Origin of the sequence: Sporosarcina sp. P12(2017), from assembly GCF_002743035.1 — a bacterium.
GTDB classification, from domain to species: Bacteria; Bacillota; Bacilli; order Bacillales_A; family Planococcaceae; genus Sporosarcina; species Sporosarcina ureae.
Map to the genome: position 1 here is coordinate 1 of NZ_PDYL01000009.1, position 17,266 is coordinate 17,266.

At 40.6% G+C, this 17,266-nt stretch carries 18 protein-coding genes; 8 read left to right on the plus strand and 10 right to left on the minus strand.

Annotated features, from left to right (window positions below; all coding sequences use genetic code 11):
• Positions 1-333: 333 nt before the first annotated feature.
• Complete coding sequence (locus CSV80_RS08660) at positions 334-1,197, minus strand: nucleotidyltransferase-like protein (protein WP_369802815.1); 864 nt, start codon at positions 1,195-1,197, stop codon at positions 334-336.
• 158 nt (positions 1,198-1,355) lie between these two features.
• Here CSV80_RS08660 and CSV80_RS08665 point away from each other — a divergent pair, with 158 nt between their 5' ends.
• Positions 1,356-1,712: a YgzB family protein gene (locus CSV80_RS08665; protein ID WP_099670510.1), complete on the plus strand. Its 357-nt coding sequence runs from the start codon at positions 1,356-1,358 to the stop codon at positions 1,710-1,712.
• A 41-nt stretch (positions 1,713-1,753) separates the two neighbouring features.
• On the opposite strand, the gene perR is transcribed toward CSV80_RS08665, so the two are convergent.
• From perR to bcp, 3 genes are all read right to left on the minus strand, one after another.
• On the minus strand, positions 1,754-2,200 hold the full coding sequence (gene perR, locus CSV80_RS08670; protein WP_029055230.1) for a peroxide-responsive transcriptional repressor PerR: 447 nt from the start codon (positions 2,198-2,200) through the stop codon (positions 1,754-1,756).
• Positions 2,201-2,302: 102 nt separating this feature from the next.
• Positions 2,303-3,247, minus strand: a complete 945-nt coding sequence (locus tag CSV80_RS08675; protein WP_099670511.1) for a D-2-hydroxyacid dehydrogenase — start codon at positions 3,245-3,247, stop codon at positions 2,303-2,305.
• An 11-nt stretch (positions 3,248-3,258) separates the two neighbouring features.
• On the minus strand, positions 3,259-3,732 hold the full coding sequence (gene bcp / locus CSV80_RS08680; RefSeq protein WP_099670512.1) for a thioredoxin-dependent thiol peroxidase: 474 nt from the start codon (positions 3,730-3,732) through the stop codon (positions 3,259-3,261).
• Positions 3,733-3,906: 174 nt separating this feature from the next.
• Here bcp and CSV80_RS08685 point away from each other — a divergent pair, with 174 nt between their 5' ends.
• The gene (locus CSV80_RS08685; RefSeq protein WP_099670513.1) at positions 3,907-5,193 is read left to right on the plus strand and encodes a glutamate-1-semialdehyde 2,1-aminomutase; all 1,287 of its coding nucleotides are present in this window, start codon (positions 3,907-3,909) and stop codon (positions 5,191-5,193) included.
• Between the two features lie 74 nt (positions 5,194-5,267).
• Positions 5,268-6,347, plus strand: a complete 1,080-nt coding sequence (locus CSV80_RS08690) for an FUSC family protein (protein ID WP_099670514.1) — start codon at positions 5,268-5,270, stop codon at positions 6,345-6,347.
• A gap of 129 nt (positions 6,348-6,476) precedes the next feature.
• Here the strand turns inward: CSV80_RS08690 and CSV80_RS08695 are convergent, their stop codons facing one another.
• The 4 genes from CSV80_RS08695 to mutY form a co-directional block, all read right to left on the minus strand.
• Complete coding sequence (locus tag CSV80_RS08695; RefSeq protein WP_099670515.1) at positions 6,477-8,222, minus strand: ABC transporter ATP-binding protein; 1,746 nt, start codon at positions 8,220-8,222, stop codon at positions 6,477-6,479.
• Positions 8,223-8,269: 47 nt separating this feature from the next.
• Positions 8,270-8,818, minus strand: a complete 549-nt coding sequence (ntdP, locus tag CSV80_RS08700; protein WP_029055236.1) for a nucleoside tri-diphosphate phosphatase — start codon at positions 8,816-8,818, stop codon at positions 8,270-8,272.
• A 195-nt stretch (positions 8,819-9,013) separates the two neighbouring features.
• The gene (locus CSV80_RS08705; RefSeq protein WP_099670516.1) at positions 9,014-9,328 is read right to left on the minus strand and encodes a gamma-type small acid-soluble spore protein; all 315 of its coding nucleotides are present in this window, start codon (positions 9,326-9,328) and stop codon (positions 9,014-9,016) included.
• 72 nt (positions 9,329-9,400) lie between these two features.
• Positions 9,401-10,447, minus strand: coding sequence for an A/G-specific adenine glycosylase (mutY, locus tag CSV80_RS08710; RefSeq protein WP_099670517.1), 1,047 nt, complete (start codon positions 10,445-10,447; stop codon positions 9,401-9,403).
• A gap of 97 nt (positions 10,448-10,544) precedes the next feature.
• Here mutY and CSV80_RS08715 point away from each other — a divergent pair, with 97 nt between their 5' ends.
• Positions 10,545-11,528: a metal-dependent hydrolase gene (locus CSV80_RS08715; protein ID WP_099670518.1), complete on the plus strand. Its 984-nt coding sequence runs from the start codon at positions 10,545-10,547 to the stop codon at positions 11,526-11,528.
• Between the two features lie 39 nt (positions 11,529-11,567).
• Here the strand turns inward: CSV80_RS08715 and CSV80_RS08720 are convergent, their stop codons facing one another.
• Both CSV80_RS08720 and recX read right to left on the minus strand, forming a co-directional pair.
• Positions 11,568-11,900, minus strand: coding sequence for a YfhH family protein (locus CSV80_RS08720; protein ID WP_029055240.1), 333 nt, complete (start codon positions 11,898-11,900; stop codon positions 11,568-11,570).
• Positions 11,890-12,702: a recombination regulator RecX gene (gene recX, locus CSV80_RS08725; protein WP_029055241.1), complete on the minus strand. Its 813-nt coding sequence runs from the start codon at positions 12,700-12,702 to the stop codon at positions 11,890-11,892. Before recX ends, CSV80_RS08720 begins: the two co-directional genes overlap by 11 nt.
• 93 nt (positions 12,703-12,795) lie before the next feature.
• On the opposite strand from recX, the gene CSV80_RS08730 reads away from it, so the two are divergent.
• From CSV80_RS08730 to CSV80_RS08745, 4 genes are all read left to right on the plus strand, one after another.
• Positions 12,796-13,695 carry a TIGR01777 family oxidoreductase gene (locus tag CSV80_RS08730; protein ID WP_099670519.1) on the plus strand — a complete coding sequence of 300 codons (900 nt, stop codon included), beginning with the start codon at positions 12,796-12,798 and terminating at the stop codon, positions 13,693-13,695.
• A 108-nt stretch (positions 13,696-13,803) separates the two neighbouring features.
• Positions 13,804-14,604: a delta-lactam-biosynthetic de-N-acetylase gene (gene pdaA, locus CSV80_RS08735; protein ID WP_099670520.1), complete on the plus strand. Its 801-nt coding sequence runs from the start codon at positions 13,804-13,806 to the stop codon at positions 14,602-14,604.
• 351 nt (positions 14,605-14,955) lie between these two features.
• Entirely contained in the window at positions 14,956-15,126 is a 171-nt protein-coding gene (locus CSV80_RS17650) for an SE1561 family protein (RefSeq protein WP_099635128.1), read from the plus strand.
• A 24-nt stretch (positions 15,127-15,150) separates the two neighbouring features.
• On the plus strand, positions 15,151-16,683 hold the full coding sequence (locus CSV80_RS08745; RefSeq protein WP_099670521.1) for a fumarate hydratase: 1,533 nt from the start codon (positions 15,151-15,153) through the stop codon (positions 16,681-16,683).
• The last annotated feature ends 583 nt before the right edge of the window (positions 16,684-17,266 follow it).

The following is a 17,266-nucleotide window of genomic DNA, read 5'->3' on the forward strand; positions in this document are numbered from 1 at the left end:
ATCGATTAGCTCGAGTTTCATTTGCTGGCATCAATTAAGATACTCATTTTGTTTATGTCATCGTTAGATGCACAAACTGTATTTCGTTAACGTTTTGCTGTTCAGTTTTCAAGGTTCGTGTTTTTTGCTTCTTGTAAAAGCAACTTCTCTAATATAACTCATCTTACTTTCATTCGTCAAGTCTTTTTTAAAATTCTTTTTCCGAATGTGTTGTGCGCGTTGTTAGAACGTTTCTCCCAAGCGACATTTACTATAATAACATGACGCCAAAGAATAAGTCAACAACTATTTCAACAAAAGTTATAGAGCTGTCGTAGAATCGCTCTACGACAGCTACCGAGCCCTTATAATACGGTACTCTCTATGGAATAGCAACTCATTTTTAGAAGGTACTTGTGTAATTTCGATTAGATTCTTATCCACTAAATATTCGATAAAGAACTCTAAATCCGAGGAATACAACGCTAACTCGTCCTGTTCGTGCAATTGCTGGACGGTCCATGATTCCTTTTCCCTCATGATCGCTAACAAATGTACCGCCGATTCATTTATATAGTTATGGATGAAGAACTCACTTGCCAAGAACACTAAATCTAAACGCTTCTCTATTTCCTCTTCACTGCCTATCAGTTCTTCATATAACTTAAAAACAGCTGGATCTATTTTTTTCATTTGTGTCCAGACTGTATTTTCCGGTAAAACGTTGCGTTTAACTGCAACGAACCTAGCCAGGTGGTGCAATGTATTGATCGCGTACAGATAGGAGTCCATATGTCGTTTTCTTTCAAAATGAATTTTCCCTTCATTATAAGCGCGAATCATTTTAGCCATTTCCATTCCCATTTTAATGCCCCTACCAAACAACGGTTCTTCGGATAAGCGTTCTTTCAGCCGTTCCGCATATTCATCACGGTCAAAAAATACTTTCCCGAGGATGAGCCAATCAATGATTTTCTTGTTTGTTCCTACGAGTAACCAATGCGTTAGTTGTCGTTCGCTAATGATATGCATAGCTGCTTTACGTTTACCATCAGTATAGTGTTTTGTCTGAATCGGTATTTCATTGTTTGAGGTAATAATAAATAAGATCTCATCAAAAGTATCCGTAATCGGGTCGTCTTCTCTTTGATTGCCAATTAGGAGCACGCTTAATGTCTCAGGTAAACTAGCTCTTTCTTGGTACACTGGCCGTAGCATTTGTTCCACTTTCTCGCCTCCCAGCTTGTTATAGGACGTCTCGAATACTCTATTTCGACGAATTTCACATAAAATCCTTTATTTTAAAGGGAGTTTATACTGCATTTACATAATAATATGATATATTAAGTGAGGATAGCGTTAGGAGGAAACTTAAGATGAAGCCTTACAAAAATAAAATAAATCGTATTCGATCATTTGCCTTGGCACTTATTTTCATTGGAGTTGTCATTATGTACATCGGAATCTTTTTCCGTTCCAATGAAATTGTCATGTTGATCTTTATGTTCTTGGGAATGCTGGCGATTATCGGTAGTACAGTGGTGTATGCGTGGATCGGTACCTTGTCGACACGAGCCATACGAGTACAATGTCCAAATTGTGGTAAACATACTAAAGTGCTCGGACGTGTTGATATGTGCGGACATTGCCGCGAGCCATTAACACTCGACCCAAGTCTTGAAGGCAAAGAATTCGACATCGCATATAATAAAAAAGTGAAGCACGAAAAATAATACAAAATAAAAGAGTGTAGCCCATTAGGAGCTACACTCTTTTATTTAGCTTGGGTTTGTTTTGCTGCTGCGCAGTCAGGACAAGTTCCATACACTTCTAAACGATGTGAATTTACTTGAAAACCCGTTACATGCGCTGCAAGATGTTCTACTTCTTCCAGACCGGGATGGTAGAAATCTACAATCTTACCGCAATCGTCACAAATAATATGATAATGATCATGTGTCACGAAATCAAAACGACTTGACGCATCTCCGTATGTCAACTCTTTTACTAATCCAGAGTTTTGGAATACACGCAAGTTGTTATAAACTGTCGCCACACTCATATTAGGAAAATCTTCTTCTAGCGCTTTATAGATTTCATCAGCAGTTGGATGTGAATGGGATGTGATTAAATACTCGAGAATCGCATGTCGTTGCGGAGTAATTCTCACACCACTTTCTTTCAATGTCACTAACGCGTCTTTTAAGAACACTCCAGGCATCGTAATGCACCTCACTTCATAAGGATTACTTCTTTATAATCATTATAATTAGTTTACTCAACTATGGGGTGTATTGTCAACTATTCTGCCGATAACACTATATTAGTAGCCTTTTGCCAAATCTACTTGGTTGATGAGATCTTGATCTCCCGCCACCCATTTTTCAAGATTAATATCCATGATATCTAAGGAGCGTTCAATGTATTGATCAGAAAGACTAGACATATGAGGTGATACCGTACAGTTCGGCAATTTCCAAAGTGGACTATCCTTAGGTAAAGGCTCTGTTTCAAAGACATCAAGTACCGCATGACGAATTTCATTATGTTTTAACGCGTCCAACACATACTGCTCTTTCACTGCGTCTCCCCTACCCACATTCATAAATACAGCTGTCTCCTTCATTGCGCGGAAATGCTCTGGTTGATATATCCATCGCGTTTGAGGTGTGCTCGGCAATATAGAAATCACATAATCGACTTGAGGTAGTTCCTCGAGGATTTCATCTAAAGGAATCGTTTCATTCATATGAGGACTTGCATGCCCTGAACGGTTACATCCAATTGTACGTACATGAAACGCCTGCAGAAGCCTCCCGATTTCTCCTCCTATCGCACCTGTTCCTACTATTAAGGCAGTGGAGTGATTCACTTCACCTGGTAAAGAGTCCAGCTCCCAGTTCTTCTCAGCCTCTCTTTTATAAATGCCCGGCAACCCTCTTTCAAGGGATAATAAATGAGCCAGTACGGATTCGGCTAATGGCATTTTATGAACTCCATGCGAATTAGTGACTAGAATTTTTCGTGCTTGTAGCGCTTCAATCGGCAATGTATCAACTCCTACAGCCGCAACCATGACCCATTTCAATTCAGTAGCTTTTTCGACATGTCCTGATTTTAAATCCCCGCCATCTGTCACGATTACTTCTATATCTCCTAATGCCACTTCATCTATATTTGTTGTGTATATAAAATCGACATTCGGATATTTCTCTTTCAACTGCTCTTTAAATGAGGTTTTAATCTTAAATGTGAATAATATCTTCATCTGTCCACCTCCTAATTCGTCAGTTGCTCGAGTGTCGCGAGCGCATCTTCTACATGACCTTTCACGCGAACTTTCCGCCATTCTTTTACTACGGTACCTGTAGGATCAATCAGGAATGTAGATCGTTCTATTCCCATATACTCTTTACCGAAGTTCTTCTTTAGTTTCCAAACTCCATACTGTTCAGCAACCGAATGATCTTCATCTACAAGTAAAGAAAATGGCAAGCCATGCTTCGCGATAAACTTTTGGTGAGAAGTTGCAGGATCAGGACTGACACCTAGCACTACTGCATTCAACCCTTCAAAATCTGCTTGCGCATCACGAAAATCACAAGCCTCCGTCGTACAGCCAGGTGTTGAGTCTTTCGGATAAAAATACAACACTACATATTTTTTCCCTTTGAATTGATTTAATGAAACCATTTCGCCATTTTCATTCGCTAACGAGAATGCAGGGGCTTGCTTTCCTTCTAATTTTTCCATTGAAAATCCTCCTCTAACTTATAAAAACAAATAGTACATTTCAATCTCTCCATACTCATCGTATCGGAAGTATTTAAATTTTACAATTTACCTATACTTCACACTGAAGGTGGAGACTTCACTCTAATTAATGCTAAAATGGATAACGTATAATTGATTTGGAGGAATTAACTAATGAACCGAAAAAATTCAGAAGCACTCTACGCAGAAGCATGTGAACATATTGTGGGTGGCGTCAACAGCCCAGCCCGAGCTTACGGAGCGGTTGGCGGTGGTGCACCTACTGTCATGGAGCGTGCAGAAGGCGCTTATTTCTATGATGTAGATGGTAATCGCTATATTGACTACTTGGGAGCATACGGCCCGATCATTACAGGTCACGCACATCCTCACATAACAAAAGCTATTACGAAGGCTGCGGAAACAGGCGTACTCTACGGAACGCCTACACGCCATGAAGTACAGTTTGCAAAAATGTTAAAAGAAGCTATTCCAGGAATGGACAAAGTACGCTTCGTAAACTCCGGAACAGAAGCTGTCATGACAACTATTCGTGTAGCAAGAGCTTTTACTGGTCGTACGAAGATTATGAAGTTCGCAGGTTGCTATCACGGTCACTCGGATCTTGTATTAGTAGCTGCTGGATCTGGTCCTGCTACGTTAGGCACGCCCGATTCTGCAGGTGTCCCTTCTTCTATCGCTAAAGAAGTCATCACTATTCCATTTAATGATCCCGAAAGCTATAAAGCAGCAATGAAGCAATGGGGCGATGAACTTGCTTGTATTCTAATCGAACCGATTGTTGGAAACTTTGGAATCGTCGAGCCGAATGAAGGGTTCTTGGAACTCGTTCATGAGTTAGCTAAAGAACAAGGTGTGTTGACTATCTACGATGAGGTCATTACAGCGTTCCGTTTTCATTATGGTGCGGCACAAACGTTACTTGGACTACAACCAGATTTAACAGCATTCGGAAAGATTATCGGCGGCGGTTTACCAATTGGTGCTTATGGCGGTAAAAAAGAAATTATGGAACAAGTTGCTCCACTCGGCCCTGCCTATCAAGCAGGAACAATGGCTGGAAATCCTGCATCCATGCTTTCAGGAATTGCTTGTCTAGAAGTATTGCAAGAACCAGGTATCTATGATGAAATGGATCGCTTAGGTGGTTTACTTGAAGATGGTATTCTAAAACTGGCTAAAAAACACAATATCCCATTGACGATCAATCGTCTCGGAGGCGCACTTACATTGTTCTTCACAGACGTAAAAGTGGAAAACTATAAGCAAGCTGAAGCTACAAACGGAGAAATCTTTGGTCGTTTCTTTAAAGAAATGCTGAAAAACGGTATCAATTTGGCACCATCTAAGTATGAAGCTTGGTTCTTAACTTCTGCTCATACAGAATCCGATATAAACGAAACACTTGAAGCAGTAGATCGTGCATTTAAAGCACTTTGAAATAGAACAATTGACCGTTTTATGCGTATATTGTAAAGTAAGCATAAAAGAGCTTTTAGGAAAGGAATTACCCAATGAAACTTGGTGCCCGCGTCTTTAAGACGGGTATTGCGATTGTATTTGCTCTGTTTCTCGCAAATTTACTAGATTTACCTACAGCAGTGTTCGCAGGTATTGCAGCTATTTTCGCAATCCAACCCTCTATTTACAGATCATACTTAACAATAGTAGAACAACTGCAAGGTAATTTAATCGGTGCCACTATAGCAGTCTTATTTACACTCATCTTTGGACCTCAATTAATAATCGTCGGTTTGGCAGCCGTCATCGTCATGACGATCATGTTGAAACTAGGCCTTGAAAAGTCTATGTCACTCGCACTCGTCACGATGATTGCAGTGATGGAAGTTAAAGATGATGCCTTCTTAACATTCGCCCTTCTTCGTGTAGGTACAATTTTGGTAGGTGTACTAGCAGCATTCATTGTGAACCTAGTCTTTATGCCACCGAAATATGAAACGAAACTGTTTCAGGCGATTCACCAGGCACAGGACGAAATTATTCGTTGGACGCGTCTAGCTGGTCGTCAAGTTTCTGAACACACAGCTATGAAGAAATCGTTGAGTAAGTTAAAGGAACGTCTGATACAAATTGATCAGCTGTACTTATTATTTAAAGAAGAGCGTAGCTATTTCAAGAAAACTTCTGCTGCAAAAGCGAGACGGCTTGTTGTCTATCGGCAAATGGTCGCTACAACTAGAAGTAGTTATGACGTCCTGAAAAGGCTGCACAAATTTGAAAATGAACTCATCAATCTTCCAGAGCATTTTCGTATGATGATTCAGGAGCGTCTAGAGTCACTACTCGTTTATCATGAACAACTCCATCTGAAATTCGTTGGTAAGCTAAAAGCTGATTTCGACGAGGATGAAACACATAGTGAGTTTATTCAGCGACAAGAAGTGATGAATATTTTCGTGAAAGAAATTGCCATTACCAATGAAGAAGAAGAGTTTTCTTCTTACCACTTGCTTCATGTTCTTTCTTCCATCCTGAATTACGAAGAACAGCTGGAGCATCTCGATACGTTGATCACTTCTTATCAAACACGATATGAAGATGAAGAGAATATTTTAGAAGATGAATTCTATTAATAAAACGGCACAAGACTTTTATAGTCTTGTGCCGTTTTTGTTTATATAAATAGTTGAAGTTCAGTTGCTAAATATTTCGGATTTTCGTTATAGGAATCACGCTGATCCTCTCCATATTGCCCCTTCTAATTATCCCCCAAGTTCCTGACGATTGTATAAACCAGCGTATGTACCGTTTAGTTTCATCAATTCCTGGTGGGTACCTGACTCTTTTAAGTCTCCGTGGTCTATCACATAAATACAATCTGCATGTGTAATAGTAGATAATCGATGGGCAACGATTAGTGTAGTACGATCATGCGCCAAGCGTTCCAATGAATCTTGAATGAGCGCTTCACTTTCCAAATCCAAGGCAGATGTTGCTTCATCCAAGATGAGCAATGCCGGGTTCTTCAGGAAGACGCGGGCAATGGAGATACGTTGTTTCTGTCCACCCGACAACTTCACACCGCGTTCTCCTACCCTTGTATCATATCCTTCACTCAGTGTTTCAATAAAATCATGCGCATTTGCTGCTTTTGCTGCAGCGATGACTTCTTCATCTGTCGCGTCCGGCTTCCCCATCAAAATATTACTTTTGACAGAATCGCTGAACAGAATTGAATCTTGAAGTACCATCCCGATCTGATCACGAAGCGATTTAACCTGTACGTCACGGATATCATGACCATCGATGCGAATAGCCCCCGACGTTACATCGTAAAATCTCGGAATCAAACTGATAATAGTGGATTTCCCACCACCACTCATACCAACAAGAGCAGCTGTTTCGCCTGGGCTTATCCTCAAGCTAATATTTTTCAGTACTTCCTCTTCTTCATATGCAAAGCTGACACGATCAAATTGGATTTCTCCAGCAATTGATGGCAATGCTTTTGCATCCTCTTTATCGACAACGTCATATTTTTCATTCATTAAGTCCAGTACTCTGTCCATTGATGCAAATGATTGCGTCAATGAAGTAGATGAGTTAACTAATCGACGTAATGGCGAGTACAGTCTTTCTATGAATGCGATGAAAGCGACCATCGTTCCGACAGTTAATGATCCGTTGATTACTTGGTAGCCCGCATAGCCAATAACGAGTAACGGAGCCACATCGGTAATCGTATTGACGACAGCAAACGCTTTGGCATTCCAGCGTGTATGTTCAATTGCTCGGTCAAGGAATTTATTGTTCACTTCATCAAAACGTTCCTGCTCTTTTTCTTCGATTGCAAAGCTCTTAATAATACTGACTCCCGCCACACGCTCATGCAAATAACTTTGTACATCAGCAAGTGCCTGGGATCGTTTACGTGTTAACTGACGCAATTTACCGAAGAAATGCTTGACACTGAATGCATAAAACGGAAATGCGAGCAATGTGACGAGTGTTAACTCCACATCTAATGTCAACATGATGGCAATTGCAATAATGATGGTAGCTAAGTCCAGCCAGACGTTCATCAAACCAATCATGACGAAGTTTTTTGTCTGCTCTACGTCATTGATGACTCGCGATATCACTTCACCTGCACGTGTATTAGAATAGAAGCGCAATCCAAGCTTTTGCAAATGACTATAAAGCGATTTGCGGATATCGAACAAAATTTTATTACTAACTAACTGTGCATAGTATTGACGATAATATTCCACCGGCGGACGGATCAAGAAGAACACAATGATCGTGCCGCCGAGCCAATAAAATAATTGCTGTGTTTTATCGGAGTCACTTAACGTCGGCGAACCGATGATATCATCAATCACAATTTTAATTAATAATGGTAAAAATAACGGAATGGCAAACTTTACGACACCAATAAGAACAGTGAGAACAATTTGCCAGTTATATGGCTTTACGAATTGAAGATAACGTTTAATACTTTCGCCCATTTAGTCCTCCTACTAAAAAAACCTGACTTGCACGGATGCAAGCAGGTCTAGCTTTGTTCTTCTTGGATTTGCTTATAAAATTCATAACGTGAAGTCCACACATCAATGAAATCGGGAGCAAATGGACCTTTTCGTTGTTTGATCCAGCCAAGAAGCTTCTTTAAGTTATCCTGCAAGATTAAATCTATGACTTCCGGATAATTCATTTGACGCTTATGATCTGCATATTCGTCTTCATCAAGAATCAAATAGCTCATATCAGGAAACACTTTTACGTCCAAGTCATAATCAATATACTTCAAGTACTTTTCATCGTAAACGAATGGTGAACTCATGTTGACATAATAGTAGACACCATCTTCACGTAGCATACAAATGATGTTAAACCAATTTTCCGCATGAAAGTAGCAGATGGATGGCTCACGTGTCAGCCAAGTGCGACCATCGGATTCTGTCACAAGTGTGCGTTCATTACCGCCGATAATAATATTGCGTGTGCCTTTTAATACGAGTGTCTCTTGCCAGACACGGTGAATTTTGCCGTTATGTTTGTAGCTGTGTATCTGTACAGTTTCTCCTTCTTTTGGGATTGCCATTTTTTATACCACCTTTGAGCCTTGCCGCTCTTGCTATCTGTTCATTATACCAACAGCTTTCCTAAATTTAAAACGATTCAACCATCTATTTTGTAATTGATTGAATACAATAGGTCCACAGCATGTTTTTTTACGCAAGAAAACCGGTAGAAATGGCTTATAATAGCCTTTTCTACCGGTCCGTGATGACCACGCTTAGTTTGAACCTTTATATTGATTCGCACGTGCTCCTGAAGCTTTTTGTTTGTTTGCTTCTGCTTTGTTGATTTGTTTCTTCACTTCATTGACATCTGTCTCAGATCCGAACTCCTCGTTCATAGAGGACTGCATCGCGGATGAAGAAGACTGCATGTTCATCGCAGACTGCGCGTTTTGCTGACGAACTTGATTAAAGTCCGTCTCGGAAGCGAACTCTTGATTCATCGATGGTTGCGCATTCTGTTTCTTCACTTGGTTCGCATCTGTCATAGATGGGTCTAGCTGTGAATTTTGTTTTGGTTTCTTTGGCATGGATTATTCACCTCCGTACTGACTATGATGTCCTGTAAGTCGGACTTTTATTCACGGAGAGTTATAAAGTTTTTACCATTCCAGCAAGTCGATAATTTTTAGGACAGGTTTTGACTTTGGCAGCGCTTCAACTTCTTGTTTAGTGAAGAACTGCAAATCACCTTCTGTATGTTCCTCTTCCAATTGTGCACGATATACATGAATATCCCATGTGATATGGGAAAACACGTGATGGACATGCGGTAACTCTTGAAGGTTTTTTAACTTCAATCCCTTCTCTTTTTCAAATGCTTCCACTGCAGAAGCTTCTTGAAGTTCGATCATTGGAAATTCCCAAAGACTAGCAAGCAGTCCCGTGCTTGGGCGTTTCTGCAACAACCAATAGCCGTCTCCATTTTGAATCGCGAAAGCAGCTAACTTAACATGCTTCATTTTCTGCTTTTTTATCTTAATTGGTAATTGCTGTTGTTTTCCTTCTTCAAAAGCGATACAAAAATCTCTAACTGAGCATAATAAACAATGTGGATTCGGCGTACATATGGTTGCGCCCAATTCCATGAGCGCTTGGTTAAAGGAAGATGGATCCTCCTCCGAAATTAACTCCATCACAGCTTGTTCAAATAACTTTTTATTACGTGGCAATGCGATATCTTCTTCAATTAATAAAATTCTCGACAATACACGCATGACATTTCCGTCTACTGCATGTTCAGGTACCCCATAGGCAATACTTAAGATGGCACCTGCCGTGTATGGCCCGACTCCTTTTAATGTAGAAATTTCTTTTCGGTTATTAGGAACTTTCCCGCCATAAGTTTCAACGACTTCTCTCACACCCGATTGAAGGTTGCGCACTCTAGAGTAATATCCTAGTCCTTCCCACATTTTCAAGATATCTTCTTCTGGTGCATCTGAAAGATCTTGCATCGTGGGAAACTTTTTAATGAAACGTTCGTAATACGGTATGACAGTATCTACTCTGGTCTGTTGTAACATAACTTCCGAAATCCAAATATAGTATGGATTATCGGTCCTCCTCCAGGGCAAGTCTCGTTTTTCGGCTTCATACCAAGTCAATAACGCATCTTGAAATGCTTTCTTTCGTTCAATAATTTGCATATGGACCTCGCTTCTTCATGTAAATACTTTTAGTTATGATGATAAAGGGTATATAATTATAAGTAGTATATAACTCTTCGGATAAAGGAGTGATAATTTGGATACAGGCACACATATTGCTATGGGTGTTGCGATTAGTGGATTGGCTCTTGCTGATTCAACTGTAGCAACTGAACCAGCCACAATGGGCGCCGTATTTGCAGGTATTATGGTCGGTTCACTAATTCCCGATATAGATACGGTATTGAAGCTTCGTAACAATGCTGTCTATTTACGTAATCACCGCGGTATTACGCATTCGGTTCCAGCTATTATGCTGTGGCCTTTGCTAATTTCCATACTATTGACTTTCATTGTTCCTGAATCAATTTTCTTTCACGTCTGGGCTTGGACATTTTTAGCTGTGTTCACACATGTATTTGTCGATATTTTCAACTCATATGGTACACAAGCTCTTCGCCCTTTTTCTTATAAATGGGTAGCCATAGGAGTCATTAATACATTTGATCCGATTATATTTGGACTCCATGTAATTGCAATCCTGGCATGGGTGCTCGGCGCAGACCCTGTCTTCACGATGTCCACATTATATATCGTCATCTTCTTCTATTACCTATTGCGCTTTGCAGTGAAGAGCGCAGTGAAGAACGCAGTCAAGAAGACGATTCCAAACGCGACGCATATATTCACTGCACCTACGATGAACTTCTTCCAGTGGAGAGTTGCTGCCACGACAGATGTTGACCATTATGTAGGACGAGCATACGGACGTTCTATTACAATTTACGAACGATTTGAGCGCGAAGTGATGCCGATGTCGCCTCAAGTTGAAGTAGCACTGGAAGATCCGAACATGCAAGCTTTCACTTCGTTTTCGCCGCTTTATCGCTGGTCGATTTCGGAAAAGGGACATATTTATGAAGTTCGTTTAATTGATCTGCGTTATCGAAGCAAGGGTTACTACCCATTCGTTGCAGTCGCACACGTCAATGAAGACTTAGAAGTAGTCAATTCTTATACAGGCTGGATCTTCTCAGAAGAAAAGTTGCGTAAAAAGCTTAATTTCGCCCCAAATAACTAAAGAACGTTCGTGCATAGTGCACGAGCGCTCTTTTTCTGTTTATTTTCCGCTTTTTATATTTTTCAACATAGCAAGTGGCAATGCTTCTTCGGCTTTCTCACCGCCTAAGCGATACCCCCATGCGAACAACCCTTTGAGGTAGTCCACTTGAAAAAAGACCCCATCGTCTCCTTCAATACGGTACATCTCGCCCGGCTTAATAGTAGCCGGATCTACAAGATATGACTGTACAAGAACCGCTTTTCTTTGGTGAACTGCGTATTCACTAATCATCCCCATTTGTTCAGCCTTACGTGCTTTCTCCATTAGGTTAGCGACTTCACTACGCAGTTCGTTTTCATTCATCTCACTATAATGTTTTTCAGTATCCATCTTCTTCATTCCTTTTCTGTTCAATAAATTGATCGATTTGACTGAGCGGAATTCCTTTTTGATACATAGATTGCTTCACGCGTTGTCTAAGATCGGATCCTGAGTATTTGCTTTGGTATCGTCTCCATGCTTTCTCACCAAATGCAGACGTGATATCAGACCACTCTTCTTCATCACGTTCAATGGTCACATTGCTGAGAACTTCCGAAATTTGTTGATAAGAAAATCCTTTTCTAGCCAATGTGTTTTGTATTTTTTGCTTTACTTGTGCAGGAGGCTGTGAATTATTCGAACGAATCGTCTTTTCGGCCAACTTCATGGCATTAGCCATTTGATCTTCCATTGTATATTCCTCCAATGCTTGAGTTTGCAGTTCTTTGGGTATACCTTTTTTATATAGTGATTGCTGAATAGCTCTAGGACCTTTTAATGTGCTATTTTTTTCTGTACGAACAAGGGCTTCCGAAAATGCTTCATCATTCAAAAAGCCAAGTCGTTTTAATTTCACGATAGCTTCTAGAACAACGGCTTCTCCATACTCTTTTTCAAGTAATTTCTTTTTGACTTCCATTTCACTCCGCATTCGGAATGACAAAAAGTGTAACGCACGATTAAATGCCTTTTCAATTTGGTCTGAATAAACAATTTCATCCTTAGACCAATCGTCTAATTCCATCCCTTTTGTGAGCTCAAATTTCACTAGGACTGTTTCATGGACACTAAATGCATATTGATCATCAAGGAAAATATTGTAACGTTCGCTATCTCGTTTTTGTTGTGATATTTTGGTAATAAGCGGCACGTTTCCATCACCTACTTTATCTTAGTATACCGCTTCTTACCGTGGTGGTCAGCAATAGTGTATTAATTTTCAAGAGAATGGAGGGAAACCATTATGAGAGTGGTTATTACAGGGGGAACTGGATTCATTGGTACAATCTTAACTGAGAAGTTGAAGGAAAAAGGTCATGAAGTAGTCATCTTCACGCGCAAGCCTTCATCGAAGCATAATGGAGTTCACTATGTTCAATGGTTGACAGATCAGGCATCACCCGAGAATGAAGTGGGGCAAGTAGATGCATTTGTCAATTTAGCAGGGGTGTCCATTGATGACGGTCGTTGGTCTGAAGAACGAAAAAAGCAAATTTACGATAGCCGAATCACTGCTACACAAGAAGTGTTGCGTATTATACGAACACTTCCGGAGAAACCACGTGTTTTAGTGAATGCGAGTGCGATCGGTATTTACCCTACATCGCTTACAGCTGAATATGCGGAAGATTCCACTGCAGTCGGCGACGATTTTCTAGCCAAAACCGTACATGACTGGGAAAAGCTTGCGGGACAAGCAAATGAAATGGGTGTACGTACTGTATATACACGATTCGGCATTGTACTCGGTAAAGACGGCGGTGCACTTCCACTTATTAAGCTGCCTTATCAATTATTTGCCGGTGGAAAAATTGGTTCAGGCAATCAATGGTTTTCGTGGGTGCATGTTGAAGACCTAGCCAATGCTATTCTCTTCTTAATAGAGAATGATGACGTGGAAGGTCCCGTTAACGTAGTTGCACCGAGTCCGATGCATATGAATGCTTTCGGAAAAACGATCGGCAAAGTATTGCATCGTCCGCACTGGTTCCCAGTTCCAAGTTTTGCAATGAAAGCAGCATTAGGAGAAAAAAGTATCGTTGTTTTGCAAGGTCAGCATGTATTACCGGAAAAGCTACTGGCTAACGGATTTATCTTTTCTTACCCTTCATTACGACCGGCACTTGAAAATCTGTTAAAATGATTTCAAATGTTTGTTAAAATGTTTTTTCGTTTTGACAAACATTTTTTCGTTTTCATTACATACAAAGAGCCGATTAGCACATGCTTAGTAAAAAGGAGTGATGCTTAAATGACTCATCATTTGTCAGGAATTTTACTGGCATCTTGTCTGCTAATTGTGGGAGTTATAATGAACCCTTTCACTGTACAAGCAGAAGCTTTTCATTGGGGGTTTAAAAAGTCCACAGAAGGAGTTCCCCCTTCTGCCGGAGCAGAACTGGATAAATTGCTTGATGATCACGGTGCAATCTATAAAGGGAAAGAAGATAAAAAAGTCGTTTATCTAACATTCGACAACGGATATGAAAATGGCTACACTGAAAGCATTTTAGATACACTAAAAAAAGAGAAAGCACCCGCCACATTTTTCTTGACTGGGCATTATGTAAAAAGCGCCAGTGACTTAGTAAAACGCATGGTGAAAGATGGTCATGGCATCGGAAATCATTCATATGACCACCCGAACATGGCGAACTTAACTGAGAAGCAGATGGAAGATGAGTGGAAGAGGTTAGATGAAATTGTATATGCTACTACTGGTCAAAAAAGGACGATCTATACGAGGCCGCCAGAGGGGACATTCAATGCAAAGTTACTGCAAAAAGGAAATGACCTCGGGTACAGGCATATTTTCTGGTCCGTCGCATTCATTGATTGGCATCGGGATCAACGTAAAGGAAAAGCGTATGCCTATAACGAATTGATGAATCAATTACACCCGGGTGCTGTCATTCTAATGCATACCGTATCTCCTGATAACGCAGAGGCACTCCCCGATTTCATTCGTGATGCCAAGAAGCAAGGCTATAAATTCCACTCACTCGATCAGTTAGTGAAAGAATATGAAAAAGGAAATGCGATTACACAATAAATAAGAGACCTTATCTGTATGTTCAATACCAACAGATAAGGTCTCTAATTATTTGATTCATCTTCAGTTTGCATGTTTACATTCGTAGTTATCCAACGTGTTCTTCGGTGTTGGATTGTTACGGATCCCCTCCTTCGTTGTTATGTGTCTAGGATTCGATTCGTCTCTATAACTACGACCTCCTTTTCTTTTGATTAAACTTACTATACCAACTATTCTGTTAATTGTAAAGTGTTTTAATGAACATTCTTATATTTTTTTTATTTTGCTGTTTACTGCACGTACAACAAAATCAGATTGAAAAAAATAGTGTTTTCGTATACGATATCAATGATAGAAAGAGGTGTACGTATGGATAACTCACAAAATAACGAACAAGTCGTCGAACTGAAGAATCGATTCAATCAATTCATTGAAACATTAGAAGCGATTGAACCTGAACACACGGACCTCCAAGATATAGATCGTCTAATCATGTTACTTGATGAATTGGAAGAACAGATGGATAGTTCAAAAAAATAACATATACTAACGGGGGATTTTGAGATGTACATAGAGACAATTGAGAAGAGTATATATGAACTGGTTTGCGAAACGTCCACAAACCTACCAAAAGACGTTAGACGCGCAATTCTTTCTGCAAAGGAAAAAGAGAATAAAGGAACAAGCGCTGCAATGAGTTTGGATACGATCGCAAATAATATCAATATGGCAGATGATAAACTATCTCCAATTTGTCAGGATACAGGCCTTCCTACATTCAAGATCAAAACACCAATCGGAGTAAACCAATTGGAAATCAAAGCGGCTATTGTACACGCTTTGGAGTTAGCTACAAAAAAGGGAAAGCTCCGTCCGAACGCTGTAGATTCATTAACTGGCGATAATAGCGGCAATAACTTAGGAACCGGCCTACCTGTCGTAAAGTTTGAACAATGGGAAGAAGATTATATAGAAGTAAAGTTAATCTTAAAAGGTGGCGGGTGTGAAAACAAAAACATCCAATACAGCCTCCCTACTGAATTAGAAGGTCTTGGCCGTGCAGGACGCGATTTGGACGGTATTCGTAAATGTATCCTTCACTCTGTTTACCAGGCACAAGGACAAGGTTGTTCTGCTGGATTTATCGGTGTTGGAATCGGCGGCGATCGTTCATCTGGATATGACCTTGCGAAAGAACAACTTTTCCGTGACGTAACAGACGTTAATCCAATTCCTGAATTAGCACGATTGGAAGAATACGTATTAGAAAAAGCTAATCTTCTTGGAATCGGGACAATGGGCTTCGGCGGCGAAGCAACATTACTAGGATGTAAAATCGGTGTCATGCACCGTATTCCTGCAAGCTTCTACGTGTCTGTAGCGTATAACTGCTGGGCATATCGCCGTATGGCAGTGAACATTAATGCCAAAACTGGTGAAATCATGGATTGGCACTATAATGAAGGCGAGAAAATTGCATTCGAACAGCCAGCTGAAGAAGCAAAATCCACTGCACGTATTGTACACTTGCAAGCGCCTATTTCAGAAGAAGACGTTCGCGACCTTCATGTTGGCGACGTGGTAAAAATTTCAGGCCGTATGTACACAGGTCGCGATGCTATCCATAAGCATTTAATGGATAACGATGCACCAGTTGATTTGAATGGTCAAGTCATCTATCACTGCGGACCGGTTGTTCTTAAGAATGATGAAGGTAAGTATGAGATCAAAGCAGCGGGACCTACGACTTCTATGCGTGAAGAACCGTACCAAGGTGATATCATGAAAAAGTTCGGAATCCGCGCGGTGATCGGTAAAGGCGGAATGGGACCTAGAACACTTGCGGCTCTAAAAGAGCACGGCGGTGTGTACTTGAATGGTATCGGCGGCGCGGCGCAGTATTATGCTGACTGTATTAAAGAGGTAGAAGGCGTCGACTTGCTGGAGTTCGGTATTCCAGAAGCGCTCTGGCATTTACGCGTAGAGGACTTCACTGCAGTCGTAACGATGGACTCTCACGGTAACAGCCTGCATGCTGACATCGACAAGTCATCTCTCGAAAAGCTCTCTCAGTTTAAAGATAAAGTATTCAACTAAAAGTAAGCAGCGAATGAGAACCGTCATTCGCTGCTTTTTTTGTTTGTACAATAATTTGGCCTAAATGGGTATTGGGGATAGGGTTTGCTCATCGGGGGTATGCATCGTTACACTGCGTTCCAGGCGGACGCGTTCGGGAGGGCCCGCGTTGAGCCAACCAGTTCGCTTCACTTCCTTTTGGTTGTCTCACCTGTCGGACTGATCCTCCCCGAGTCGCCGCCTTCCACTCCGCTTCACTTTTCACTCGTTCTTTAATTGGAGAGTGTAGTTCAAAACCTTGTGCTTGTTTTTGAAATCGAATTAATTTGCACTTGAGCTTAAATTAGTTAGGAGCTTACACTACTCCTTTTACTAACGCCAATAAAAGTTCTAAGTAGGATTGCTCCCCCGGAACGCGTCCCAAGCTGAAGCTTCAATCCCTTTTTACTCACTGCGTCAACTTTACTCTGTATGTTGACTATCTATTACTTTTGCATGAATTAGCCATTTAAGTAACACTTCTCATTGAGAAATGATATACTGTAGATAATAACTATTACAACTTCATATTCATTCTATTTTGATGCCCGAAAAGTCGATTCTA